This is a genomic window from Streptomyces sp. NPDC005722 (assembly GCF_040630935.1).
Lineage (GTDB): Bacteria > Actinomycetota > Actinomycetes > Streptomycetales > Streptomycetaceae > Actinacidiphila.
Genome location: NZ_JBEXYN010000018.1, coordinates 79,727 through 103,571 on the forward strand (window position 1 = coordinate 79,727; position 23,845 = coordinate 103,571).

The 23,845-nt window shown below is 73.1% G+C and carries 25 protein-coding genes and 1 riboswitch; of the genes, 16 read left to right on the forward strand and 9 right to left on the reverse strand.

What is annotated here, in order from left to right:
- Positions 1–125 precede the first annotated feature (125 nt).
- The 10 genes from ABZ479_RS21765 (at position 126) to ABZ479_RS21810 (ending at position 9,016) form a co-directional block, all read left to right on the forward strand.
- The gene (locus ABZ479_RS21765) at positions 126–1,226 is read left to right on the forward strand and encodes a SchA/CurD-like domain-containing protein (RefSeq protein WP_500463119.1); all 1,101 of its coding nucleotides are present in this window, start codon (positions 126–128) and stop codon (positions 1,224–1,226) included.
- Between the two features lie 186 nt (positions 1,227–1,412).
- A complete protein-coding gene (locus ABZ479_RS21770) occupies positions 1,413–1,745 on the forward strand; it encodes a cupin domain-containing protein (protein WP_499602747.1) in 333 nt (110 codons plus the stop codon).
- Entirely contained in the window at positions 1,742–3,010 is a 1,269-nt protein-coding gene (locus ABZ479_RS21775) for a beta-ketoacyl-[acyl-carrier-protein] synthase family protein (RefSeq protein WP_499602370.1), read from the forward strand. The genes ABZ479_RS21770 and ABZ479_RS21775 overlap by 4 nt, the downstream gene beginning before the upstream one ends.
- Complete coding sequence (locus ABZ479_RS21780; protein WP_500463120.1) at positions 3,007–4,227, forward strand: ketosynthase chain-length factor; 1,221 nt, start codon at positions 3,007–3,009, stop codon at positions 4,225–4,227. The genes ABZ479_RS21775 and ABZ479_RS21780 overlap by 4 nt, the downstream gene beginning before the upstream one ends.
- A 28-nt stretch (positions 4,228–4,255) precedes the next feature.
- Positions 4,256–4,513: an acyl carrier protein gene (locus ABZ479_RS21785; RefSeq protein WP_499602367.1), complete on the forward strand. Its 258-nt coding sequence runs from the start codon at positions 4,256–4,258 to the stop codon at positions 4,511–4,513.
- A 2-nt stretch (positions 4,514–4,515) separates the two neighbouring features.
- Positions 4,516–4,974 carry an SRPBCC family protein gene (locus ABZ479_RS21790; protein WP_499602365.1) on the forward strand — a complete coding sequence of 153 codons (459 nt, stop codon included), beginning with the start codon at positions 4,516–4,518 and terminating at the stop codon, positions 4,972–4,974.
- A complete protein-coding gene (locus tag ABZ479_RS21795; RefSeq protein ID WP_499602363.1) occupies positions 4,971–5,303 on the forward strand; it encodes a TcmI family type II polyketide cyclase in 333 nt (110 codons plus the stop codon). Before ABZ479_RS21790 ends, ABZ479_RS21795 begins: the two co-directional genes overlap by 4 nt.
- Positions 5,296–7,026: a carboxyltransferase subunit alpha gene (gene accA / locus ABZ479_RS21800; protein ID WP_500463121.1), complete on the forward strand. Its 1,731-nt coding sequence runs from the start codon at positions 5,296–5,298 to the stop codon at positions 7,024–7,026. Before ABZ479_RS21795 ends, accA begins: the two co-directional genes overlap by 8 nt.
- The gene (locus tag ABZ479_RS21805; RefSeq protein ID WP_500463122.1) at positions 7,023–7,664 is read left to right on the forward strand and encodes an acetyl-CoA carboxylase biotin carboxyl carrier protein; all 642 of its coding nucleotides are present in this window, start codon (positions 7,023–7,025) and stop codon (positions 7,662–7,664) included. The genes accA and ABZ479_RS21805 overlap by 4 nt, the downstream gene beginning before the upstream one ends.
- A 5-nt stretch (positions 7,665–7,669) precedes the next feature.
- A complete protein-coding gene (locus tag ABZ479_RS21810) occupies positions 7,670–9,016 on the forward strand; it encodes an acetyl-CoA carboxylase biotin carboxylase subunit (RefSeq protein ID WP_500463123.1) in 1,347 nt (448 codons plus the stop codon).
- A gap of 4 nt (positions 9,017–9,020) precedes the next feature.
- Here ABZ479_RS21810 and ABZ479_RS21815 read toward each other — a convergent pair whose 3' ends face one another.
- The 3 genes from ABZ479_RS21815 to ABZ479_RS21825 form a co-directional block, all read right to left on the reverse strand.
- On the reverse strand, positions 9,021–10,097 hold the full coding sequence (locus ABZ479_RS21815; RefSeq protein WP_500463124.1) for a methyltransferase: 1,077 nt from the start codon (positions 10,095–10,097) through the stop codon (positions 9,021–9,023).
- Entirely contained in the window at positions 10,094–11,167 is a 1,074-nt protein-coding gene (locus tag ABZ479_RS21820) for a right-handed parallel beta-helix repeat-containing protein (protein ID WP_500463125.1), read from the reverse strand. Before ABZ479_RS21820 ends, ABZ479_RS21815 begins: the two co-directional genes overlap by 4 nt.
- A gap of 91 nt (positions 11,168–11,258) precedes the next feature.
- Positions 11,259–12,311: a hypothetical protein gene (locus ABZ479_RS21825; protein ID WP_500463126.1), complete on the reverse strand. Its 1,053-nt coding sequence runs from the start codon at positions 12,309–12,311 to the stop codon at positions 11,259–11,261.
- Positions 12,312–12,496: 185 nt separating this feature from the next.
- Between ABZ479_RS21825 and ABZ479_RS21830 the strand changes: the two genes are divergently transcribed.
- Together ABZ479_RS21830 and ABZ479_RS21835 are read left to right on the forward strand one after the other, a co-directional pair.
- On the forward strand, positions 12,497–13,054 hold the full coding sequence (locus tag ABZ479_RS21830; RefSeq protein ID WP_500463127.1) for a sigma-70 family RNA polymerase sigma factor: 558 nt from the start codon (positions 12,497–12,499) through the stop codon (positions 13,052–13,054).
- Positions 13,051–13,749, forward strand: a complete 699-nt coding sequence (locus ABZ479_RS21835; RefSeq protein WP_500463128.1) for an anti-sigma factor family protein — start codon at positions 13,051–13,053, stop codon at positions 13,747–13,749. Before ABZ479_RS21830 ends, ABZ479_RS21835 begins: the two co-directional genes overlap by 4 nt.
- Before the next feature lie 119 nt (positions 13,750–13,868).
- On the opposite strand, the gene ABZ479_RS21840 is transcribed toward ABZ479_RS21835, so the two are convergent.
- Positions 13,869–14,321 (reverse strand): MarR family winged helix-turn-helix transcriptional regulator, encoded by a 453-nt coding sequence (locus tag ABZ479_RS21840; protein ID WP_500463129.1) that lies wholly within the window; start codon positions 14,319–14,321, stop codon positions 13,869–13,871.
- Between the two features lie 68 nt (positions 14,322–14,389).
- Between ABZ479_RS21840 and ABZ479_RS21845 the strand changes: the two genes are divergently transcribed.
- The 3 genes from ABZ479_RS21845 (at position 14,390) to ABZ479_RS21855 (ending at position 17,181) form a co-directional block, all read left to right on the forward strand.
- The gene (locus tag ABZ479_RS21845) at positions 14,390–15,481 is read left to right on the forward strand and encodes a YhgE/Pip domain-containing protein (protein WP_500463130.1); all 1,092 of its coding nucleotides are present in this window, start codon (positions 14,390–14,392) and stop codon (positions 15,479–15,481) included.
- 84 nt (positions 15,482–15,565) lie between these two features.
- Positions 15,566–16,351, forward strand: coding sequence for a hypothetical protein (locus ABZ479_RS21850; protein WP_500463131.1), 786 nt, complete (start codon positions 15,566–15,568; stop codon positions 16,349–16,351).
- Between the two features lie 41 nt (positions 16,352–16,392).
- Positions 16,393–17,181 carry a hypothetical protein gene (locus tag ABZ479_RS21855; protein WP_500463132.1) on the forward strand — a complete coding sequence of 263 codons (789 nt, stop codon included), beginning with the start codon at positions 16,393–16,395 and terminating at the stop codon, positions 17,179–17,181.
- 126 nt (positions 17,182–17,307) lie between these two features.
- Here ABZ479_RS21855 and ABZ479_RS21860 read toward each other — a convergent pair whose 3' ends face one another.
- The 4 genes from ABZ479_RS21860 to gcvT form a co-directional block, all read right to left on the reverse strand.
- Positions 17,308–18,690 carry an L-serine ammonia-lyase gene (locus tag ABZ479_RS21860; protein WP_500463133.1) on the reverse strand — a complete coding sequence of 461 codons (1,383 nt, stop codon included), beginning with the start codon at positions 18,688–18,690 and terminating at the stop codon, positions 17,308–17,310.
- 156 nt (positions 18,691–18,846) lie between these two features.
- Positions 18,847–20,118: a serine hydroxymethyltransferase gene (glyA, locus tag ABZ479_RS21865; RefSeq protein ID WP_499602335.1), complete on the reverse strand. Its 1,272-nt coding sequence runs from the start codon at positions 20,116–20,118 to the stop codon at positions 18,847–18,849.
- A gap of 63 nt (positions 20,119–20,181) precedes the next feature.
- On the reverse strand, positions 20,182–20,562 hold the full coding sequence (gcvH, locus tag ABZ479_RS21870; protein ID WP_500463134.1) for a glycine cleavage system protein GcvH: 381 nt from the start codon (positions 20,560–20,562) through the stop codon (positions 20,182–20,184).
- Positions 20,563–20,647: 85 nt separating this feature from the next.
- Positions 20,648–21,760 (reverse strand): glycine cleavage system aminomethyltransferase GcvT, encoded by a 1,113-nt coding sequence (gene gcvT / locus ABZ479_RS21875; protein WP_500463135.1) that lies wholly within the window; start codon positions 21,758–21,760, stop codon positions 20,648–20,650.
- A 179-nt stretch (positions 21,761–21,939) separates the two neighbouring features.
- Positions 21,940–22,040, reverse strand: a riboswitch (glycine riboswitch).
- A gap of 173 nt (positions 22,041–22,213) precedes the next feature.
- Here gcvT and ABZ479_RS21880 point away from each other — a divergent pair.
- Positions 22,214–22,891: an AAA family ATPase gene (locus tag ABZ479_RS21880; protein ID WP_499602329.1), complete on the forward strand. Its 678-nt coding sequence runs from the start codon at positions 22,214–22,216 to the stop codon at positions 22,889–22,891.
- A gap of 42 nt (positions 22,892–22,933) precedes the next feature.
- On the opposite strand, the gene ABZ479_RS21885 is transcribed toward ABZ479_RS21880, so the two are convergent.
- Positions 22,934–23,677 carry a hypothetical protein gene (locus ABZ479_RS21885; RefSeq protein ID WP_500463136.1) on the reverse strand — a complete coding sequence of 248 codons (744 nt, stop codon included), beginning with the start codon at positions 23,675–23,677 and terminating at the stop codon, positions 22,934–22,936.
- Between the last annotated feature and the right edge of the window lie 168 nt (positions 23,678–23,845).

Sequence of the window (23,845 nt, forward strand, 5' to 3'; positions counted from 1 at the left end):
CGATTACCGGGGGTATTTTCGCCCGTCACCCAATTGGATCACATATCTCGCACCGGTTGGGCCACCACAGCACGATCGTTGGACGACGGACCTCGGGGGTTGCTCGCTCTCGGAAGAGGTGGAATATGCCGGCCCAGGCCGAAAAGGTCTCGCAGTCCGCGCTCGATGGCAATCGCCTGCGCGTCGTCCTCATGCTTGAAGTCGAGGACGGCGCCGAGCAGCGGTTTCTTGATGCGTATGACCAGATGTGCCGCCGTGTCGCTGCCGTGCCCGGACACGTCAGCGACCAGCTTTGCCAGTCGATCGAAAATCCCTCGCAATGGCTGATCACCAGTGAGTGGGACAGTGCCCTGCACTTCCTCGCCTGGGTGGACAGCCCGACCCATCTGGAGATGGTGCAGCCGATGCACGGCTGCGTGAAGGACACCCGCTCGCTCCGCTTCGGGGTGCTGCGGGAGACCCGTACCTCCTACGAGTCCGGTCGCATGCAGACCGTGCCGCGGGTCGGGGACGGGATCATCCGCCACGCCATCACCTTCACCGTGAAGCCCGGCAGCGAGCAGAAGGTGGCGGACATCCTGTCCGGCTACACCTCGCCGCAGGCCGTGGTCGACGAGAACACGCGGCTTTGCCGCACCTCGCTGTTCATGCACGGCAACCGTGTCGTGCGCGCCGTGGAGGTGGAGGGGGACCTGGCCAGGGCACTGCGCCACGTCGCCCGCCAGCCCGAGGTGCGGGCGGTCGAGGAAGCCATCAACCCCTACCTGGAGGTGGACCGGGACCTCAACGACCCGGGCTCGGCACGGGAGTTCTTCGCCCGCGCCGCGCTCCCGGCCGTGCACCACGTCGCCATGGGCGCCGACCGGCCGGAGGGCCTGAGCCGGCACGCCCTGATCTACCCGGCCAAGGCGGGTTCCGGCCCGGCGGTCGCCAAGATGCTCGCCCAGCAGGACGAGGAGGCCGTGGACGTCCCCAAGGGGCCGCTCGCGCGCAGCACCGTCTACCTCCGCGAGGACATCGTGGTGCGGCTGGTGGACCTGCGGGTCCCCGTCGAGGAGGCGCCGCTGGTCGCGGTGGGCACCGCCGGCAAGCACAAGGCCGGCGTCCTCGCCCGGCTGCTCGACCTCGGTCCCGACTGGGACCTCGGTGACGAGCAGGGCCTGAAGCGGTTCCTCGTCGAGTGCGACATGCGCATGGTCACCGACCGCAGCGCGACCACGTCCTGACCCGTCGAGCCATTGGCAGCCGGCAGGTACCGGCCGGTCCGGGGTGCGCCCCGGACCGGCCCCCGCCGGAGGAGGCAAGCTATGGATGATCTTCTGACCAACGAACGGAACGTCCCGTTCACGCCGACCGTCGTGAACCTGGCGGACACCCCGCACAACCGCCGCCGCGGCGGCGACCTGCGGGCGATGCTCACCCCGACCACGTGCGGCGCCACCAGCGGCTTCATGGGCGTGGCGCTCGTGGAACCCGGTGACCGGATCGGCGAGCACTACCACCCGTACTCCGAGGAGTTCGTGTACGTGGTCTGCGGCGCGCTGGAGGTGGACCTCGACGGTGAGCCCCACGTGCTCCGCCCGGAGCAGGGGCTGATGATCCCGCCGTACGTCCGCCACCGCTTCCGCAACGTGGGCGACACCGAGGCCCGGCTCGTCTTCCACCTCGGTCCGCTCGCGCCCCGCCCGGAGCTGGGCCACGTGGACACCGAGGTCACCGAGCAGACCGAGGACGCGGCGTCATGACCCGCCGGGTGGCGGTCACCGGGGCCGGTGTCGTCGCCCCCGGCGGTGTCGGGGTCCCCGCTTTCTGGGAACTGCTCACCGCCGGCCGGACGGCGACCCGAGGGATCACGCTCTTCGACCCGACGGGCTTCCGGTCCCGCATCGCCGCAGAGGTCGACTTCGACGCGGCGGCCTGCGGGCTCGGCCCGCAGGACGTGGAACGCGCCGACCGGTACGTCCAGTTCGCGCTCGTCGCGGCCGCCGAGGCGGTCCGCGACGCCGGGCTGGAACTGGACGAGGAGGACCCCTGGCGGGTCGGGGTCTCCCTCGGCACCGCCGTCGGAGGCACCACCCGGCTGGAACACGACTACATACGAGTCAGCGAACACGGCGCCCGCTGGGACGTCGACCACCGCCAGGCGGGGGCGCACCTGCACCGGGCGTTCGCGCCCAGCGCGCTCGCCTCGGAGATAGCCGAACGGCACGGCGCCCGCGGCCCCGTGCAGACCGTCTCCACGGGCTGCACCTCCGGCCTCGACGCCGTGGGCTACGCGTTCCAGACCATCGAGGAGGGACGCGCCGACATCGTCATCGCCGGCGCGTCCGACTCCCCGATCTCACCCATCACGGTGGCCTGCTTCGACGCCATCAAGGCCACCTCCCCCAACAACGACGACCCGGCGCACGCCTCCAGGCCCTTCGACGCCCGTCGCGACGGCTTCGTCATGGGCGAGGGCGGCGCCGTGCTCATCCTGGAGGAACTGGAGCACGCCAAGGCCCGCGGAGCCCGGATCTACTGCGAGATCGGGGGCTACGCCACGTTCGGCAACGCCTACCACATGACCGGGCTCACCACCGACGGCCTGGAGATGTCCGAGGCCATCGACCAGGCCCTGGACCACGCCAGGATCGACCCGGGCGACGTCGACTACGTCAACGCGCACGGCTCGGGCACCAAGCAGAACGACCGCCACGAGACCGCGGCGGTCAAGCGCTCGCTGGGCGCGCACGCCTACTCCACGCCCATGAGCTCCATCAAGTCCATGGTCGGCCACTCCCTGGGTGCGATCGGCGCCATCGAACTGGCCGCCTGCACCCTGGCCCTCGCCCACGGCGTGGTGCCGCCGACCGCCAACTACGAGACCCCGGACCCGGAGTGCGACCTGGACTACGTCCCGCGCACCGCCCGTGAGCTGAAGCTGCGCACCGTGCTGTCCGTCGGCAGCGGGTTCGGCGGCTTCCAGTCCGCGGTGGTCCTCAACCGACCGGAGGGGAGCCAGCGATGAACACGCAAGCGGTGGTCACCGGCATCGGCGTCGTCGCACCGAACGGCATCGGAGCCGACGCCTTCTGGAAGGCGACCAGGGAAGGTGTCGCCGTCCTCGACGCGGTCAGCCGCGAGGGCTGCCGGGACCTGCCGCTTCGCGTCGCGGGAGAGGTCCGCGGCTTTGACGTGTCGGCGGTCGTCGAGGACCGCTACACCGTGCAGACCGACCGGTTCACCCACTTCGCGATGGCGGCCGCCGACCAGGCACTCGCCGACTCCGGACTGCGCTTCGACGAGGAGGCCCCCTTCGACATCGGAGTGGTGACCGCGGCCTGTTCGGGCGGCGGCGAGTTCGGGCAGCGCGAGCTGCAGCACCTGTGGGGCAAGGGGCCACGCTTCGTCGGCCCGTACCAGTCCATCGCGTGGTTCTACGCCGCGAGCACCGGCCAGATCTCGATCCGCGGCGGCTTCAAGGGCCCCTGCGGTGTGGTCGCCAGCGACGAGGCCGGAGGTCTCGACGCCATCGCCCACGCCTGCCGCAACATCACCCGTGGCAACGGCACCCGGGCCGTCGTCGTCGGCGCCGCCGAGGCGCCGCTGGCGCCGTACTCGGGTGTCTGCCAGCTCGGATACGAAGAACTCAGCCTGGAGGAGGACCCCGAACGGGCCTATCTGCCCTTCACCCGGCACGCCCGCGGCTTCGCCCCCGCCGAGGGCGGCGCGATGCTCGTGGTCGAGGACCCGGCGCACGCCGCCGGCCGCGGGGCCGAGGTACAGGCCGTCATCGCGGGGCACGGCGCCACCTTCACCGGTGCCTCACGCTGGGCGGAGTCCCGCGAGGGACTGGGCCGCGCCATCCGCGACGCCCTCGCGGAGGCCGCGTGCGCCCCCGGGGACATCGATGTCGTCTTCGCCGACGCGCTCGGCACCCCGGAGGCGGACCGCGCCGAGGCACAGGCGCTGGCCGACGTGTTCGGCAAGCGCGCTCCCAGCATCCCCGTGACGGCCCCCAAGACCGGCACCGGCCGTGCCTACTGCGGCGCCCCGGTGCTCGACGTGGCCGCCGCCGTGTTCGCCCTGCGGCACGGAGTCGTGCCCCCCACCCCCAACATCACCGACATCTGCCTCGACCTCGACCTGGTCACCGGCCGGCCCCGGCCGGCGGAACTGCGGACCGCGCTGGTGCTCAGCCGCGGCCTGATGGGTTCCAACTCGGCCCTGGTCGTCCGGACATGACGCAGGCGCAGTGAAGGAGAGCTCTTCCATGAGCAAGGAACTGACCTACGGCGAACTCGCCGCCCTGATGAAGTCCAATGCCGGGATCACCGTCGACGCCGGCCTCCTCGACGGCCACCCGGAGACACCTTTCGCCGAGTACGGACTGGACTCGCTCGGCCTGCTCGGCATCGTCGGCGCCCTGGAGAACGACCGGGGCATCCCGATCGCCGGCGACGCCGACTCGTGCAAGACCCCCGGCGCCTTCATGGACGTCGTCAACAACTCACTCAAGGCAGGAGTCTGACCATGCCCGGCCACACCGAGAACGAGATCACCATCCCCGCCCCCATGGACGTCGTCTGGGACGTCACCAACGACGTGGAGGGCTGGCCGGACCTGTTCAGCGAGTACGCCTCCGTGGACATCGTGGAGCGCGAGGGCGACCGGGTCGTCTTCCGGCTCACCATGCACCCCGACGAGCACGGCCAGGTCTGGAGCTGGGTCTCCGAGCGGGTCGCCGACCGCGCCACCCGCACGGTGCGCGCGCACCGGGTCGAGACCGGCCCCTTCCAGTACATGGACATCCACTGGGCGTACGAGGAGGTCCCCGGCGGCACCCGGATGCGCTGGACCCAGGACTTCGCCATGAAGCCCGGCGCCCCCCTCGACGACGAGGCGATGACCGACCGCATCAACGACAACTCCAAGATCCAGCTGGAGCTGATCCGCGAGCGGATCGTGCAGCGCCACGGCGGCGCGGCATGAAGACCTACCGCAGCCTGATCGTGGCCAGGATGAAGCCCGGCGCCGATGAGCAGGTGGCGCAGGTCTTCGCCGAGTCGGACCGGGGCGAACTGCCCGGTCTGATCGGGGTCACCGGACGCAGCCTGTTCCAGTTCGGCGACGTCTACCTGCACCTGGTCGAGGCCGACCGGCCGCCCGGCCCGGAGGTCGGCCGGTACAAGGACCACCCGGCGTTCCAGGACATCAGCCGGCAGCTGTCGTCCTTCATCTCCGCGTACGACCCCGAGACCTGGCGCGAGCCCAAGGACGCCATGGCCCGGGAGTTCTACCGCTGGGAGCGCAGTGGCTGACGAGGCCACCGCCGAGCCGGACTGGGTGCGCTGCGAGCGCTGTGCCGCGCTCGTCTACGGCAAGCGCTACACCCGTACGCTGCGCGTCTGCCCCGAGTGCGGCGCGCACGGCCGGCTCACGGCCCGGCAGCGTCTGGACCAGCTGCTGGACCCCGGCTCCCGCAAGCCGCTCGCCGCGGAGCGCGGCGAGCGGCCGGCGGAGCCCGACCCGCTGGGCTTCACCGACACCCGCCCGTACGCCGAGCGGCTGCGCGAGGCCCGGGCGGCGACCGGGATGGACGAGGCCGTGGTGTGCGTGCACGGCACGATCGAGGACCAGCCGGTCGTCGTCGCCGCGATGGACTTCCGCTTCCTCGGCGGCAGCCTCGGCCTCGGGGTCGGTTCGCAGATCACCCGGGCCGCCCGGACCAGTCTGCGACGGCGCGTCCCCCTGCTGCTCGTGACCGCCTCAGGCGGCGCCCGCATGCAGGAGGGCGCCCTGTCGCTGATGCAGATGGCCAGGACCGCCCAGGCGCTCGCCGAACTCGACGAGGCGGGCGTCCTGGTGGTGTCCCTGGTGACCGACCCCACCTACGGCGGCGTCGCCGCCTCCTATGCGACCCTCGCCGACGTCATCCTCGCCGAGCCCGGCGCCCGGCTGGGCTTCGCCGGGCCGCGCGTCATCCAGCAGACCACCGGCCGGCGCCTCCCCGAGGGCTTCCAGAGGGCGGAGTTCCTCCTCTCGCGCGGCCTCATCGACGACGTCGTCCCCCGCGCGGCCCTCCGCCCGACGCTGGCCCGGTTGCTGCGGCTGCGCTCCGGGGACGGCGTCCCGCGGGCGGGGGCACGCCGCCGGGCCGAGCAGCCCCGGCCGGCGACCGTGCCGCGCGGACCGGCCGTCCGCGTCGTCCGTACGGCGGACGAACTGCCCGAGCGGGACGCCTGGGAGGCGGTCCGCCTGGCCCGGCACCCGCTGAGGCCCACGGCCGCCGACTACGCGACCCATCTGCTCCAGGACTTCCACGAACTGCACGGCGACCGGCTGGCCGCCGACTGCCCGGCCGTCATCGGGGGGCCGGGGCTGCTGCACGGCAGCCCCGTCATGCTGATCGGCCACCACAAGGGCGGCCCCGGGCTGGAGGAGCGCCGGCGACGGCACTTCGGCATGGCCACCCCGGCCGGCTACCGCAAGGCGGCACGCCTGATGCGGACCGCCGCCAAGCTGGGCATGCCGGTGGTGACCCTCATCGACACCCCGGGTGCCGACCCGGGCCCGGAGGCGGAGAGCGGCGGCCAGGCCCTCGCCATCGCCGAGAACCTGCGCCTGATGGCCCGGCTGCCCGTACCGGTCGTCGCGGTGATCACCGGCGAGGGCGGCAGCGGCGGGGCGCTGGCGTTCGCCGTCGCCGACCGGGTCCTGGTCAGCGCCAACGGCATCTACTCCGTGATCAGCCCCGAGGGCTGCGCCGCGATCCTGTGGAAGGACCCCGCTGCCGCCCCCGCCGCGGCGGCCGCGCTGCGGCTGCACGCCCGCGATCTGCTCCGGCTGGGCATCGTCGACGGTGTGGTCCCCGAGCCGCCCGACGGCGCCCACGCGGACCACGCCCACGCGGCCGCCCTCGTCGGCGGCGCGCTCTCGGCCGCTTTGGACGAACTGCGTCCCCGGCCCCCTGACCGGCTGCTGGCCGAGCGCCGCGACCGGTTCCACCGTTTCGGCCGACTGGAGGAGGAGGCAGCACCGTGACACTCCACGGCGACGACAGGACGGCCCGCCCCCCGGGCGCGGGCAAGAGCCTCAACGGATCGTCACCCGGCAGCGCGGCGGCCGCGCTCCCGGCGCTGGAAGCGGTCTGCCGCAGCGCCACCGAGCTGGCCCGCTCGATGCCGGTCCCGCCGCGGCGGATCAGGCTGCGGCACGGGCAGACGGCGGTCGAGATCGAGTGGCCGGAGCCGCGGGCACAGGACCGCGCGCACACTCGGGCGCCCGACCCGGCCGCCGAGGCCGCCGCGGTACCGGCGACCGCTCCCGCGGCGGCTTCCGCACCGGCTCCGGCGTCCGCCGCCGGACACCCGCGGGGCGCCGGCGCACCGGAGGCGCAAGAGGCGCACGGAGCGCGTGATTCCACATCACTTCACTACGTATGCGCCCCCACCGTGGGCACCTTCTACCACGCCCCCGACCCCGGCGAGCGCCCCTGCGTGTCCGTCGGCGACCTCGTCCGCCCCGGCCAGCCCGTGGGCGTCCTGGAGGTCATGAAGATGATGAGCGTCGTCGAGGCGGACGCGGTCGGCCGGGTCGTGGAGGTCGTCGTCCCCGACGGGCAGCCCGTCGAGTTCCAGCAGCCGCTGATCGCACTGGAGCCCGTACCGGTGGGGGAGTGAGGCCCGTGTTCTCCACCGTCCTGGTCGCCAACCGCGGCGAGATCGCCCTGCGGGTCGCCCGCGCCTGCCGGGAACTGGGCATCCGGACGGTCGCGGTGTACTCCACCGCCGACCGCGACTCGGCCGTCGTCCGCTTCGCCGACGAGGCCGTGCACATCGGGCCGCCCCCGGCGAGGGCGAGCTACCTCAACATCCCCGCCGTCGTCGAGGCCGCCCGTCGCACCGGCGCGCAGGCCGTCCACCCCGGTTACGGATTCCTCTCCGAGGACCCCGACTTCGCCGAGGTCTGCGAGGCCAACGGCCTCACCTTCATCGGGCCCTCCTCCGAGGTGCTCTCCCGGCTGGGCGACAAGGCCGCCTGCCGCGCGCTGATGGCCGAGGCGGGACTGCCCGTGCTGCCCGGCAGCGCCGGCCCGCTGGCCGGGACCGCCGACGCGAAGGAGGCGGCGCAGCGGACCGGTTACCCGGTGATCCTCAAGGCCGTCGCGGGCGGCGGGGGACGCGGCATGGCCGTGGTCACCGACCCGGACCGGCTGCTCGACACCTACCGGCGCACCGCGGCGCACGCCCGGTCCGTCTTCGGCGACGACCGGCTCTACCTGGAGCGCTTCGTCGAGCGGGCCCGCCACGTGGAGGTGCAGGTGCTCTGCGACCGGCACGGCGCGGTCGTCCACCTCGGCGAGCGCGACTGCTCGGTGCAGCGGCACCACCAGAAACTGGTCGAGGAGACCCCCGCCCCGGACCTTCCGGCGCGCCTGAGGTCGGCGATGTGCGACGCCGCCGTGCGCGGCGCCCGGGCGGTCGGCTACACGGGCGTGGGCACCTTCGAGTTCGTGCTCACCCCGGAGCGCGACTTCCACCTGATGGAGGTCAACTGCCGGCTCCAGGTGGAGCACCCGGTCACCGAGATGGTCACCGGGATCGACCTGGTCCGGGAGCAGATCCTGGTCGCCGCAGGCCATCCGCTGACCCTGCGCCAGGAGGACGTCGTGCACCGCGGGGTCGCCGTGGAGTGCCGGGTCAACGCCGAGGATCCCGCGCGGGACTTCGCGCCGACCCCGGGCCTGCTCACCGGCTTCGAGGTGCCCGGCGGGCCCTTCGTACGGGTGGACACCCACGCCTTCCCCGGCTGGCGGATCGGCCCCGACTACGACTCGCTGCTCGCCAAGGCCGTCGTCTGGGCCCCGGACCGGGACCGGGCGCTGGCCCGGATGGACCGCGTCCTGGAGGAACTGCGGGTGCGCGGCGAGGGCGTGTGCACCACGGCCGGCTTCCTGCGGAAGGTGCTGGCCCGCCCGGAGTTCCGGGCGGGCCGGCACACCACCGGTCTGGTGGCGGAGATGACCGGCTAGCGGGTCACTTCGCCCCGCCGACCGTGCTGTGCAGGGCGTGCAGGTAGGCGTTGACGGGGGCCACCTCGGCCACCTGCAGCCCGGCCTCCGTCATCAGCTTCACCATGCTGTCCCGCGTGTGCTTCTGGCCGCCGACGTTCAGCAGCAGGAGCAGGTCCATGGCGGTCGTGAAGCGCATGGACGGCGTGTCGTCGATGAGGTTCTCGATGACGATCACCCTCGCGCCGGCGCCACCCGCCGCGACGACGTTGCGCAGCGTCCGCCGCGTGCTGTCGTCGTCCCACTCCAGGATGTTCTTGATGATGTACATGTCGGCGGCCACCGGGATGTCCACCCGGCAGTCCCCGGGCACCAGCCGGGCGCGCGCGGCCAGCGGACCGCCCTCGCGCAGCCGCGGGTCGGCGCCGGCGACGACCTTCGGCAGGTCCAGCAGCGTGCCCTGCAGGTCGGGGTGCTTCTCCAGCAGCGCGGCCAGCACGTGCCCCTGGCCGCCGCCGATGTCGGCGACCGAGCTGACGCCGGTGAGGTCCAGCAGCTCGGCGATGTCCTCGGCGGACTGCCGGCTGGAGGCGGTCATGGCGCGGTCGAAGACCCGGGCGCTGTCCCGGGCGTCGTCGTGCAGGTACTGGAAGAACTCCTTGCCGAAGACCTCCGGGAAGACGTTGCGGCCGCCGCGCACCGCCTCGTCCAGCCGCGGCCAGACCTCCCACGTCCACGGCTCGGTGCACCACAGCGCGATGTAGTGCAGGGTGTTCGGGCTGTCCTTGCGGAGCATCCGGGACATCTCGGTGTGGGCGAAGCGGCCGTCGGCCTGCTCCTCGAAGACCCCGTACGAGGCCAGGGCGAGCAGCAGCCGGCGCAGCTGGCGCGGCGCCGTGCCGACCATGGCCGCGAGCTCGTCGACGGGCGACGGGTCCTTGCCGAGCGCGTCCGGTACGCCGAGTTTGACCGCGGCCCGTACGGCGGCGGCGCAGGCGGCGCCGAAGACGAGCTCGCGCAGCCGCATCGCCGGCGGCGTCGCGGCCTCGGCGGCCGCCGCGTTCGCGGTGCCGTCCGCGCTGGTGGTTTCTGTCAAGGTCATTCCTCGCACAACCCCTTCGGTTCGGAGACGCGGCACGTGTTGTCACGGAGGACATTCGCGGTGCCCCGGTCACGGTCGGCCAGGTCGGCCGGGCTGTTGCCCAGGGCCGTGTTGCCCCGGACGGTGTTGCCGGTGTCGGGGGCGCCCACCACGCTGCGGAAGAGGACGATCCCGCCGGACATCGGTGAGGTGCCGTGGTTGTCCACGACCCGGTTGCGGACCACCAGGGTCCGTTCCGCCCCCGTCAGCACGATCCCGGCGCCCTGGATGAACGGGAGCCGGGCGTCGGAGGGGCAGTACTTGTTGTTCGCCGCCACGAGGTTGTCGGAGACGGTCAGGGCCCCGGCGCGCGGCGTGCCCTCGTCCCCCACGACGAAGACGCCGCCGCAGTTGGCGGTGATGTGGTTGTCGACGACCCCCAGGTTGCGCACCCGGCGCAGCACGACCCCGATCCGGTTGCCCGTCAGCTCGTTGCCGCTGACGCGGGTGCGCCGGGTGTCCAGCGCGCCGCCCTCCCCGTCCGCGGTGTTGGCCAGGAAGATCCCCGACTCGCCGTTCTGCCGGGAGATGTTGTCGCGCAGCAGCGTGCGCACCGAGTGCTGGACACCGATCCCCTGGCGCCCGTTGTGCTCGGCGGTCACGTCACTGACCTCCAGGCCCTCGGTCCAGGAGGCGTCGACCCCGTTCTTGCGGAAGCCGGAGACCGACAGCGACAGCAGCCGGACGCCGCCCAGGCCGCTCTGCTCCGTTCCGGTGACGCACAGCCCGCTGCCCGCCCGGCCGCAGGTGTTCGCGCCGGGCCCCGCGCCCGGGGTGAGCACGGTGTCCGTGCCGTGGCCGACCAGCGTCAGCCGCGGCTTGGTCACGTCGACGCTGCCCGGGTAGGTCCCGGGGAGGATCCTGATGACGTCGCCGGGGCGGGCCCGGTCCACCGCGGCCTGGACGGACTCCCCGGGCCGGACGACCAGCGTGCCGCCGGGTGACGCGGCCTCGGCCGGGAGGAACGCGCACAGCCCCAGCACACTGACGACCGCGGCCGCGGCGGCCGCGTGGGGCCGACGAAGTGTCATGACTGCCGTACCTGCTTTCCGGGTGACGTCCCGAGTCACCCGAAATCTGACGCTATGAGTGGTTCTGTCGGATCGCCACTCTGCCGGGGCATCAGAGGCGGCAGCGGGCCGCGGGCCGCACGGGCACCACCACCCGGTGACCGAGCACCCCCGCGTCCACCGTTCCGTCGGCCGCCGCGTACCAGCGCCAATGGGCGCCCGGGACATGGCCGACCGTCAGGACCGTCCAGCCGCCGCCCTTCGGGCCCGCCAGCCCCGCCAGCAGGCGGGCCTCCTCGGCCTCCGGCCGGTGCAGCAGCACGATCAGCCCGGCCGCGGCCTGCGGCGTCCCCGCCCCGCGCAGCGCGGGGATCTGACGGAGGGTCCGGACCCGGAGCACCGCGGGCGGCCCGGGCAGGTCACGGGCACCGGGACCCACGGCGACCACCACGGTCCGGGGGACGGGCGCCACCTCCAACACCCCGTCCACCAGGGCGAGCACGGCGTCCCGTGCGACGGTGGGATCCCCGAGCACACTGAGGACGCCGCCGATCCGCGCGAGGTTCACCAGCACCTGGCCCCGGCCGACCGCGCCGAGCCTGGTCAGTTGGGGGAGCGGCCCCGGCCCGGCGGCGGGACCCTCGCCCGGTACGAGACCCGTGCGCTCCCAGCGGGTCGGCGTCAGCGCCGTCCACGGCGCCGGGGCCGGCCCGCACGCCGAGACCGTCGCCAGCACCCGGCCGGGCTCGGCGAGCACGCCCCGTACCCGGACCGGGCTGTCGGGCCGCCCCGCCAGGGCCAGTTCGCACAGCGCGTGCCGGACCAGCAGCGGGGTACGGGTGTCCGCGGCGAGCCGCCGTCCGAGCGCCGCCCGCCGGTGCCGCCGTGCCGCCCGCAGCAGCGGACGCCGCCCCGCGGCGAGACCGGCCAGCAGCACCACCGCCCCGATCGCCGCGGCCGTCGCGCCCTGGGACGGGGCACCCGCGGCCACGTCACGGGACGGCCGGGAGGCGGCGGACCCCGGTCCCTCCGGTGCCGGCCGTACGGGGGCGGCGGGCGGAGCGGGGGAGCGGTCCGCGGCGGCGCCGGGGGACGGGGCGACGGCGAACAGCACGGCGGCCGCCGCCAGCAGACGGACCGTCCTCTTCGCGGGGCTGTACCGCATCGTTCGTCTCCTCCTGTGGACCGGCCCGGGCGGGCGGGGGCGTGTGACCAGACACGGCCCGTGCCGCCCGGCGGTTCAACCACGGCCCGCGCGGTGTGAGGCGGCTCACCTGAACCCGGCCCGGGCGGGGGCCGTGTCTGCGTCGAGGCACCGCGGCACGGTCGGTGGGCGGACGGAGTGGGCGGATGGCGGCAATGCGGCCCCGTACCCGGCAGAGCCGGGGCACGAGCGACGAGGCGCTCGTCAGGGCGCTCTACGAGGAACACGGCAGGGCACTGCTCGCGTACGCGACCCGCCTCACCGGCGACCGCGCCGCGGCCGAGGACGTCGTCCAGGAGACCCTGATCCGGGCCTGGCGCCATCCCGACGCCCTGCTCAACGGCAAGGGCTCGGTGCGGGGTTGGCTGCTCACCGTGACCCGCAACATCATCACCGACCGGTACCGGGCCAGGGCCGCCCGCCCCACCGAGGTCGCCGCATCGACGGCGGCGCCACCGGTGCAGCGCGACCACGCGGAGGCGGTGGTGGACGCCGTGGTCGTCATGGAGGCACTGGAGCGGCTCTCCGCGGACCACCGCGACGTGCTCTACGTCCTCTACTTCCGCGGGCAGAGTGTCGCCGAGGCCGCCAGGACCCTGGGCATCCCCCCGGGAACGGTCAAGTCCCGGTCGCACTACGCGCTCAAGGCGCTGCGCGACTTCTGCCGCCACCGGCCCGTCGAGATGGGGGAGGTCGCCGCATGAGCGCGCCGGAGCGACACGGAGGGGAGGCGCTCACCGCCCGCGTCCTGGGCGCGCTGAACGAGGAGGAGGTCCGCGCCGTGGACGAGCACGCCGGGTCCTGCGAGTCCTGCCGGACCGAACTTGGCGAGCTGCGCGCCATGGCGCGGGCCCTCGGCGGCGTCCCGCCGGAGACCTTCCTCGACGGCCCGCCCGAGGGCGGTGACCTGCTGCTGCAGCGGACGTTGCGTCAGGTGCGCGCAGAGCGGGCGGGCGCACGGCGCCGCCGGCGGGCGGCCGCCGCGGTCGCGGCCGTGGTGGCGGCGGCCGCGCTCCTCCAGGGCGGTGTGCTCCTCGGGGAGCACCGGGCCGGCCGGGCGTCCCGGCCGCCGGCCGCGGCCTCGCCCCTGGGGCCCGTCCGTACCGCCTCGGGCGCCGACCCGTCCACCGGCGCCCGCTTGACCGTACGGCTCACCCCGGCCACCGCCTGGGTGCGGGTGCACGCCCGGGTCGGCGGCATCCCGCCGGGGGAGCACTGCCTGCTGGTGGTGGTGGCCCGGGACGGCGCCCGGACGATCGCCGGCAGCTGGGTGGTGTCGCCGGGCGGCGAGGGCCGCGGCGTCAGCCTGGACGGCTCCGCGGCGGTGGCCCCCGGTGAGGTCGCCGCGGTCGTCGTGGAGACCGCCGAGGGCAGGGCGTACGTGTCGGCGAAGCCGTGACCGCCCGCGCGAAATATTGGATCGTGCAATCCATATCGCGGGTCGGGCGGAGCGCGATCGGCGGTCGGTCGCCCCGCTACGGTAGGGGAAATGTCATTGAAAGATAAATTAATGAGGGTTCAATCACCCTCCGGAAGGGTGTGCGGGTTCAGGGTCGCCAGCATGCGCTGCAGGTCGGCGCGGACGCGTGCCCGCTCCTGGGCGCCGAAGGGGGAGAGGGCCTCCTCCTCGGCGGGGGCGATGGCCTGCTCGGCGCGGACCGCCAGCTCCTCGCCCTGCGGGGTGACGCTGATCTCGATGATCCGGCCGTGTGTCGGATGGGCCCGCCGCTCCACCAGTCCGCGCTCGGTCAGCCCCTGGACGGCGCTGCCCATGGACTGCGGTGTGACCCCGCAGCGGCGCGCCAGTTCGGCGCTCGACATGGCCCCGTAGGTGCTCAGGTGCATGAGGGCGCTGAACTGCGCCTGGGTCAGTCGGAGCGGGCGCATCGCCTGCTCGATGCGGATCGCGTAAGCCTGCGAGAGCTGCCAGATCAGATAGCCGATGTGCTCGCGGGGTTCGCGCGGGGGCATACCGGATGCCTTCCTTTTGTCTGTTAACTTATATAAGTCAGCTTACATTACAGGAGGGATCCGCCCTGGTGGACACCGTGATCATCACCGATGCGCAGCCCCCCGCGGACGAGCCTCCGTCGCACCACCGGCACCGGCACCGGCACGTCCCGGGACCGCAGACCGACGCACCGCCCGCCCGGGTGGGACTGACCGGCCCCAAGGCCGTGATCACCCCGGTGATCACGGTGCTCGTCGTCGGGCTCTCCTTTGTGAGCGTCTTCCTGGCCGCCTTCCACACGCCCACGGCGCACCGGCTGCCGGTGGCCGTCGTCGCCTCGGACCACTCGGCGGCCCTGTTCGACGTCCGCCTCCAGCGCATCGCGCCCGAGGCCTTCCAGGTCGACCGGTATCCCGACGCGGCCTCGGCCCGGCACGCCGTGGAGCACCGGGAGGCCTACGCGGCCTATCTGTCCGAGGGCGGCAAGCCCAAGGTCGTCTACGCCGGCGCGAACGGCCCGGCGGTGTCCGCTCTGCTCACCCCCCTGGCGTCCGTTCCGCACGGCGAGAGCCACAAGATCCCCGTGGTCGACATCCTGCCGCTGTCGTCCGGTGACAGCAGAGGGCTGTCGGTCTTCTACGCCTCCTTCGGGCTGATCCTGGCAGGTTTCCTGTTCGGCCAGCTCACCTACCAGGTCGCACCACGGCTCTCCTTCAACCAGCGCGTCCTGAGCATCGGTCTCTTCGCCGTCCTCGGCGGCCTGGCCACCACCCTCATCGCCAGTACGGCCTTCGGCGCGATACCCGGTTCCTTCTTCGGGATCTTCGGCGTCGTCACCCTCATGGCCGGCGCGGTGGCCGCCGCCACCGTCGCGCTCATCCGCGTCTTCGGCCCGGCCGGGGTGCTCCTGGGCTCCATCTTCATGCTCATCATCGGGAACGCCACCAGTGGCGGCGTCCTCCCGCCGTACTTCCTCCCGGGCTGGCTGGAGCCACTGACCTCCGTCATGCCGGCCGGGGTGGGCGTCCGCGCCATGGACGGAATCGCCTACTTCCACCACGACGGCCTGACCCGCGGGATCGTCATCCTCTGCAGCTGGATCGTGGCGAGCGTCGGCACCATGTTCCTGCTCGACCGCATCGCGGCGACCTCGGGCATCGTGCACGCTGCCACCCGCTGACGGGAACGGCTGCTCCCGGGGGCGCAGCCGGCCGGCCTCCCCCCGGACGACGACCGGCCGCGCCACCCACGGCAGCCTGGGGCCATGGCGACGACCACCACCCCCGCGGCCCCGGGACGGACCCTCGGCGGCCCCCGCACGGCAGACCGCCTGTGCCACGCGACCGGCGCCGTGCTGATCCTCTCGGGCCTGTTCCACCTCGCCGTCCTCGCGGTGGACGGCGGCCCCTGGGAGGGACCGGTGTCCTGGCGCAAGCCGGTGACCTTCGGGCTCTCCTTCGGCCCGACCCTCCTCGCCGTCGCCTGGGTCACCTCGTACCTCGACGTCGGCGCGCGCCTGCGCGCGCTGCTGCTCACCGTGTTCGCCGCCGACTGCGTCGTCGAGGTCGCCGGCATCACCCTGCAGGCGTGGCGGCACGTGCCGTCGCACCTCGACATGGAGACCGGCTTCGACACCGCGGTCTCCATGACGCTCGCCGCCGGCGGCGCCGTGCTGGTGGCCGTCCTGTCGGTCTTCGCCGCCGCGTCCTTCCGGCGCCGCCCCGGCGGGCCCACCGGGATGCCCCTCGCCCTGCGCGCCGGCTTCGCGATCCTGCTCGTCGGGCTGCTCTCCGGCGCGGCCATGATCGCCCGCGGCGTCTACCTCACCCGTACCGGCCACCAGGCCGCCGCGTACGCCTCGACGGCCCCCCTCAAGCCCCTCCACGGCGTCAGCCTCCACGCCGTCCTCGTCCTCCCCGCCCTGGCCTGGCTGCTGTCCCGCACCCGCCTGTCCGCCCGGGCGAAGCTCCGCCTCCTGCACGCCGCCACCGGCTGCTACGCCCTCGCGGTCGCGGCGACGGCGGTGTGGGCGGCGGCCACGTACCGCTGACGCGGGGTCCGGTTCCGGCGGCGCCTGGCATCATGCGGGGCATGGGCAGGCAGGACAGCGACGAGGCGTACGTACTCGACCTGTGCGACGAGGTGTTGGCCGAGCGCGGTAAGCGAGAGCACCGTTTCGACTGGCTGGTGGGCGATCCGAGCCCGTCGGGACGGAGAACACGCCTGCCGGTCGACTCCTACTGGCCGGGCTACGGCCTGGTGGTGGAGTACCGGGAGATCCAGCACGACCAGCCGGTCGCCTTCTTCGACAAGCCCGACCGCCTCACGGTCAGTGGCGTCCACCGGGGTGTCCAGCGCGCCCTGTACGACGGGCGGCGCGAGGCGCTGATCCCGGAGAACGGCCTGGACCTGCTGGTCATCCGCCCGGGGGACCTGGCGGCCGACGCCAGGGGACGATTGCGCCGGTTCCGCGAGGCCGACCTCGCCGCGCTGCGCGGACTCCTCGCCACGGCCGAGCACCGCGTGACCACCGACGAGGACCGTGTGGTCGCGGCCTTCCGCCGTTGGCTGCGCTCCGAAGGGTGGACGCCGGTGCTGCCGACCGACGAGTACGCCGACATCGAGGCCGTGCGGGACGGCGGGCGGATCGTGGGGGAGGCGAAGGGCCGCACCAAGGACCCGGGCATCGACGCGGACGTCGCGTACGGGCAGCTCCTGCGGAGGATGACCGACGCGTCGGCAACCACGCGCTACGCACTGGTCGTTCCCACCTGCGGCCTCGCTGCCGCCCGACGTGTGCCCGCAGCCGTGCGCCACGCGCTCAGGATCGACGTGTACGAGGTCGGCGACGACAACGCGGTACGGCCGGTCGGCGACTGACCTCCCCCGTGGCAGGGTTCAGGGAACCTCGGGTTCCGCTCAGGGGGACGGGAGGTCGCTGCGGGTACGGCGGGGCCCCGGCCGCCCGGAGGTCCGGGGCGGCCGGGGCGGCCGGGGCCCGCGACGTCAGCACTCGATGACGTTGACCGCGAGCCCGCCCCGCGCGGTCTCCTTGTACTTGACCTTCATGTCGGCCCCGGTCTCCTTCATGGTCTTGATGACCTTGTCGAGGGAGACGTGGTGCCGCCCGTCCCCGCGCATCGCCATGCGGGCGGCGGTGACGGCCTTGACCGCGGCCATGCCGTTGCGCTCGATGCAGGGGATCTGGACGAGCCCGCCGACGGGGTCGCAGGTGAGGCCCAGGTTGTGTTCCATGCCGATCTCCGCGGCGTTCTCGACCTTCTCCGGGCCGCCGCCGAGGACCTCGGCGAGCCCGCCCGCGGCCATGGAGCAGGCGGAGCCGACCTCCCCCTGGCAGCCGACCTCGGCGCCCGAGATGGAGGCGTTCTCCTTGAAGAGCATGCCGATCGCGCCCGCCGCGAGCAGGAAGCGGACGACGCCGTCCTCCTTCTCCGCCTCCGTCGACTGCCCGGCCACGAAGTTGACGTAGTAGTGCAGCACGGCCGGGATGATGCCGGCGGCACCGTTGGTCGGGGCGGTGACGACGCGGCCGCCCGCGGCGTTCTCCTCGTTGACGGCCATGGCGTACAGGGTGACCCACTCCATGGCGTGCGCCGCCGTGTTGCCCTCGGCGCGCAGCTGGCGGGCGGTGGCCGAGGCGCGGCGGCGGACCTTGAGGCCGCCGGGGAGGATGCCCTCGCGGGTCAGCCCGGCCTTGACGCAGTCCTGCATGACGCGCCAGATCTCCAGCAGGCCCGCGCGGATCTCCGCCTCGGTGCGCCACGCCTTCTCGTTCTCCAGCATCAGCCCGGAGATCGACAGCCCGGTCTCACGGGTGAGCCGCAGCAGCTCGTCGCCGGTGCGGAAGGGGTACCTCAGCACGGTGTCGTCGAGCTTGATGCGGTCCTCGCCGACCGCGTCCTCGTCGACGACGAAGCCGCCGCCCACCGAGTAGTAGGTCTTCTCCAGCACGGGTGCGCCGGTCTCGTCGTACGCGGCGAGCGTCATGCCGTTGGCGTGGTACGGCAGCGAGCGGCGCCGGTGCAGCACCAGGTCGTCGTCGGCGGAGAACGGGATCTCGTGGGCGCCGAGCAGGTTGATGCGGCGGCTTTCGCGGATCTGCTCGACCCGCTCGTCGGCGGTGTCCACGTCGACCGTGCGGGGGGAGTGCCCCTCCAGGCCCAGCAGCACCGCCTTGGGGGTGCCGTGGCCGTGGCCGGTCGCGCCGAGCGAGCCGAACAGTTCGGCGCGCACGGAGGCGACGCCCGCCAGCATGCCGTCGTTCTTCAACCGCTGGACGAACATCCGCGCGGCGCGCATCGGGCCCACGGTGTGGGAGCTGGAGGGGCCTATGCCGATCGAGAAGAGGTCGAAGACGGAGATGGCCACGGTGCGATGACTCCTCGGGTTCGCGGACCCCGTTGTCCGCGGGCGGCCGGCGGGTTCGCCGCCGGGTGGTACGTGGGCGCGGCGTGGGTGCGCCGCTTGTGTTCCAGTGTGCGGGACCGTCCTCACGGAGCGGCCCCGCACACCGGGTGACACTCGCTACTTCAGGCCGGGGTACAGCGGGTGCTTGCCGGCCAGGGCGGTGACCCGGGCGCCGAGCGCCTTGGCGGTCTCCGCGTCGAAGCCCGGCTTGAGGGCCTCGGCGATGACGTCGGCGACCTCACGGAAGTCCTCCGTGCCGAAGCCGCGGGTGGCCAGCGCCGGGGTGCCGATGCGCAGGCCGGAGGTGACCATCGGCGGGCGCGGGTCGTTCGGGACGGCGTTGCGGTTGACCGTGATGCCGATCTCGTGCAGCCGGTCCTCGGCCTGCTGCCCGTCGAGCTCGCTGTCGCGCAGGTCGACCAGGACCAGGTGGACGTCGGTGCCGCCGGACAGCACCGAGACGCCGGCCGCCGCGACGTCGTCCCGGGTCAGCCGCTCGGCGAGGATCCGCGCGCCCTCCAGGGTGCGGACCTGGCGGTCCTTGAACTCCTCGCTCGCCGCGATCTTGAAGGCGACCGCCTTCGCGGCGATGACGTGCTCCAGCGGGCCGCCCTGCTGGCCGGGGAAGACCGCCGAGTTGATCTTCTTGGCGAGTTCCGCCTTGCACAGGATGACGCCGCCGCGCGGGCCGCCCAGCGTCTTGTGCGTGGTCGTGGTGACGACGTCCGCGTACGGCACGGGGGAGGGGTGCAGGCCCGCGGCCACCAGACCGGCGAAGTGCGCCATGTCGACCATCAGGTAGGCGCCGACCTCGTCGGCGATCCGGCGGAAGGCCGCGAAGTCCAGCTGCCGCGGGTACGCCGACCAGCCGGCGATGATCAGCTTCGGCCGGGACTCCTTGGCCAGGCGCTCGACCTCGGCCATGTCGACCTGACCGGTCTCCTGGTCCACGTGGTAGGCGACCACGTCGTACAGCTTGCCGGAGAAGTTGATCTTCATGCCGTGGGTCAGGTGCCCGCCGTGGGCGAGGTTCAGACCCAGGATCGTGTCGCCGGGGTTCAGCAGCGCGAACATCGCGGCCGCGTTGGCCTGCGCGCCCGAGTGCGGCTGGACGTTGGCGTGCTCGGCGCCGAAGAGCGCCTTGATCCGGTCGATCGCGAGCTGCTCGACGACGTCGACGTGCTCGCAACCGCCGTAGTAGCGGCGGCCGGGGTACCCCTCGGCGTACTTGTTGGTCAGCACCGAGCCCTGGGCCTGGAGCACCGCGACCGGAGCGAAGTTCTCCGAGGCGATCATCTCGAGGGTGGACTGCTGACGGTGGAGTTCGGCGTCGACGGCGGCGGCGACGTCGGGGTCGAGCTCGTGCAGTGAGCTGTTGAGAAGCGACATCAGGGGGTCATCCGTCCGGAGGTCGGAGTGGACAGGGCGGAGCTGCCGGGAGGTCCCGAGCGGTCAGTTGCCGGTGAAGGCGGTGTACTCGTCCGCGGAGAGCAGGTCGCCCGGCTCCTCGGAGATCTTCACCTTGAACAGCCAGCCGCCCTCGAAGGCCGCCGAGTTCACCAGCGAGGGGTCGTTGACGACGTCCTCGTTGACCTCGGTGACCTCACCGGAGACCGGGGCGTACAGGTCGCTGACCGACTTGGTCGACTCCAGCTCACCGCAGGTCTCGCCCGCGGCGACCGTGTCGCCGACCGCCGGGAGCTGGACGTAGACGACATCGCCGAGGGCGTTCGCCGCGTGCTCGGTGATGCCCACCGACGACACGCCGTCCGCGTCGGCGGCCGAGACCCACTCGTGCTCCTTGCTGTACCGCAGCTGCTGGGGGTTGCTCATGGCGTGAATTCTCCTGGATGACGGTATGTGCTGGTGAACGGCTGTCTTGACAGGTGGGACGGGTGTGCCGGATGTGACCGGGAACTCAGCGCTGCCGCTTGTAGAACGGCAGGGCCACCACCTCGTACGGCTCATGCGTACCGCGGATGTCCACGCCCACACCGGAGGTACCCGGCGCGGCGTGCGCGGCGTCCACGTACGCGATGGCGATCGGCTTGCCCAGGGTCGGGGAGGGGGCGCCGGAGGTGACCTCGCCGACCACCTCGCCGCCCGCCACGACCGGGTAGCCCGCCCGGGGGACGCGGCGGCCCTCGGCGACCAGGCCGACCAGCTTGCGCGGCGGCGTGGCCTCGGCCTTGGCGGCGGCCGCGGTCAGCGCCTCGCGGCCCACGAAGTCACCCGGCTTGTCGAACTTCACGACCCTGCCGAGCCCGGCGTCGAAGGGGGTGAGCGCGGTGGTCAGCTCGTGCCCGTACAGGGGCATGCCCGCCTCCAGGCGCAGCGTGTCCCGGCAGGACAGGCCGCACGGCACCAGGCCGGCGTCCGCGCCCGCCTCGGTCAGCGCCTGCCAGAGCTTCTCCGCGTCGGCCGGGGCGACGAAGAGTTCGAAGCCGTCCTCGCCGGTGTAGCCCGTGCGGGCGATCAGCGCGGGGACGCCGGCCACGGTGCCGGGCAGGCCCGCGTAGTACTTCAGCCCGTCGAGGTCGGCGTCGGTGACCGACTTCAGGATGGCGGGGGAGTTCGGCCCCTGGACGGCGATCAGCGCGTAGGCGTCCCGGTCGTCGCGGACCGCGGCGTCGAAGCCGGCGGCGCGCTCGGTCACCGCGTCGAGGACGACCTGGGCGTTGGAGGCGTTGGCGACGACCATGTACTCCTCGTCGCCGAGGCGGTAGACGATCAGGTCGTCGAGGATGCCGCCGTCGGGCGCGCAGATCATCGTGTAGCGGGCACGGCCCACGGCCAGCGCCGAGATGTGGCCCACCAGCGCGTGGTCCAGGGCCTCGCCCGCACCCGGACCGGTGACCGTGATCTCACCCATGTGGGACAGGTCGAAGAGACCGGCCCGGGTCCGTACGGCGGTGTGCTCGTCGCGCTCGCTGGCGTACCGCAGCGGCATGTCCCAGCCCGCGAAGTCGGTCATGGTGGCGCCGAGGGCGCGGTGCAGCGCGTCCAGTGCGGTACGGCGGGATTCACTCATCGGGCGGGCTCCCAAGGCAAGGAAGAGACAGGTAGGGCGATGACGGGGCAGGTCCTCCCCATCTGTCATCGGAACCTGAGAGGTTCACCTGGACCCTCCGTGCGGAGGAGTCCCGGCTTGCACCTTGGGTGGGGCGGCACCCCCGTGGCCGGGAGGGCTCGCCCGCTTTTCAGATGTGCCTCGAACGCGCGGTATCTGTGCCTGAGAGATTCAAGGGAGGACTTGCTCCTTCGGCGTCCCGCCCGCCGCAGCGGTGCGGAAACTCTCCCGCGCGGCCTCGAACGGCCTATATGCGATTGAGGCGGCCATCATTGCACGGGCGCCCGCCGTTGTCGCGATCGCGTCCCGGATGTCCCGGTCCGGTCCCGATCCGGTAGTAACGCCGCCGTTCCTCTGGGTAGGCAAAGACACAGGATTTACCATTTCTTGAACGTCGGACCCGGAGGGCGAACTGTGCGGTGGCAGAGTGCGTATGCGACGGCCGGGGGTCCGGCCGTGTCCCGGCCGGTACCGGCGCGGGCCGGGGAAGCGCGTCGCGGGGGACGCGCCGTACGGCCGCGGCGGCTGATCGATCTGCGGCGGGGGCGCCGGCCCGTACGCACCCTGCGCTACCCGCCGGGGGACGTCCTGCTCGTCTCCGGCCTGCCGGGCGGCGGCAAGAGCACCCTCATGCGGCGCGCGACCGGCGGCGCCCGCCTGATCGACTCACAGGACGTCAGGGAACGCTGGCAGGCGCGGGTTCCGCGGCTGCTGCCGTACGCCCTCTACCGTCCCCTGGTGCGGATCGCGCACTACGCCGGGCTGTGGCGGGCGCTGCGCTCGGGCGACAGCGTCGTCCTCCACGACTGCGGAACCCTGCGCTGGGTGCGCGCCTGGGTCGCCCGTGAGGCCCGGCGCCGGGGAAGGGGCATGCACCTGGTGCTGCTGGACGTCCCCGTCCGGACCGCGCTGGACGGCCAGCGCGAACGCGGCCGCCGGGTGTCGGCGTACGCCATGGCCCGGCACCGTGCCGCCTCCCGCCGCCTGCTGACGGAGGCGGAGGCGGGCCGGCTGCCGGGGGCTTGCGCCTCGGTGGTGCTGCTGGACCGCGAAGCGGCCCGGGAGCTCGAGGCCATCGACTTCGACGGCTGAGCGGCCGGGCCGCGACGCGTGAGGGGCGGTACCGCTGAACGATCAACCAATCTGCGGATCCACCTGGGCCTGGGGCGCGATCTCCGCCTCGGGCGAGAGCTGCTGCCCCTGGTCGTTCAGGGGGAGCGGCAGCGGGAGCGGAAGCGGCAGCGGCAGTGCGCCGGTGAGCAGCTTCGGCACCGCCAGCAGCAGGGCCTGCAGGTCGGCGACGACGGCGGCGACACCGGCCGTCACACCCGCGAGGTCCTTGGCGACCACCTTGGCCAGCAGGTCCGTGACGTCCTGGACCAGCTTGGTGAGCGCGTTCTTGACGTCGGTGACGGCGTCCGCGGCGCCCTGATCGCCCGGACCGCCGACCTGGTCGATGGTGCTCGGGTCACCCGGCAGGCCGGGGTCCCCTGGCTCCAGGCCCGGTTGTGGCGCGCCCGGATCCATGGCCGCCGGGTCGGTGAAGCCGGGAGAAACCGCACCCGCCTGGTCGAGGACCGAGGCCAGCTGTCCGCTCGCCTCCTCCAGACCCTTGCGGAGTTCCTCGAGCTTCGCCGAGTCCGGGCTTTCGACCTGGGCTTCCTGGGTGAGCTTGGCCCCGATGGACAGCGTGTCACCGAGCTTGGAGATCAGTTCGGCGTTGCCCGTGTCCGCCGCGCGAGCGGCGAGGTGCTCGACCTCGACGGCCGTGCTCCGGGTGGGGGCCTGGGCACTCGCGACACCGCCGGTGAGGCCCATCGTCAGCGAGGCGCACACGGCCGCCGCTATGAGGGTGGAGTTGATCCTGGTGATGCGCATGTCGAGATATCTCCCGGTTGAGGGTGTTCTCCTTGCTCGTCCTACCTTCGGAGCCGCTGTGACGCTTCGCAACCGGACGATCGCAATATGTGACAACGGCGTGGTGCGGCCGATGTGACGGGCGCGTGATGCGGGGGTCGTCCGCGCCCGCCGCCGGATAGGGTTTCC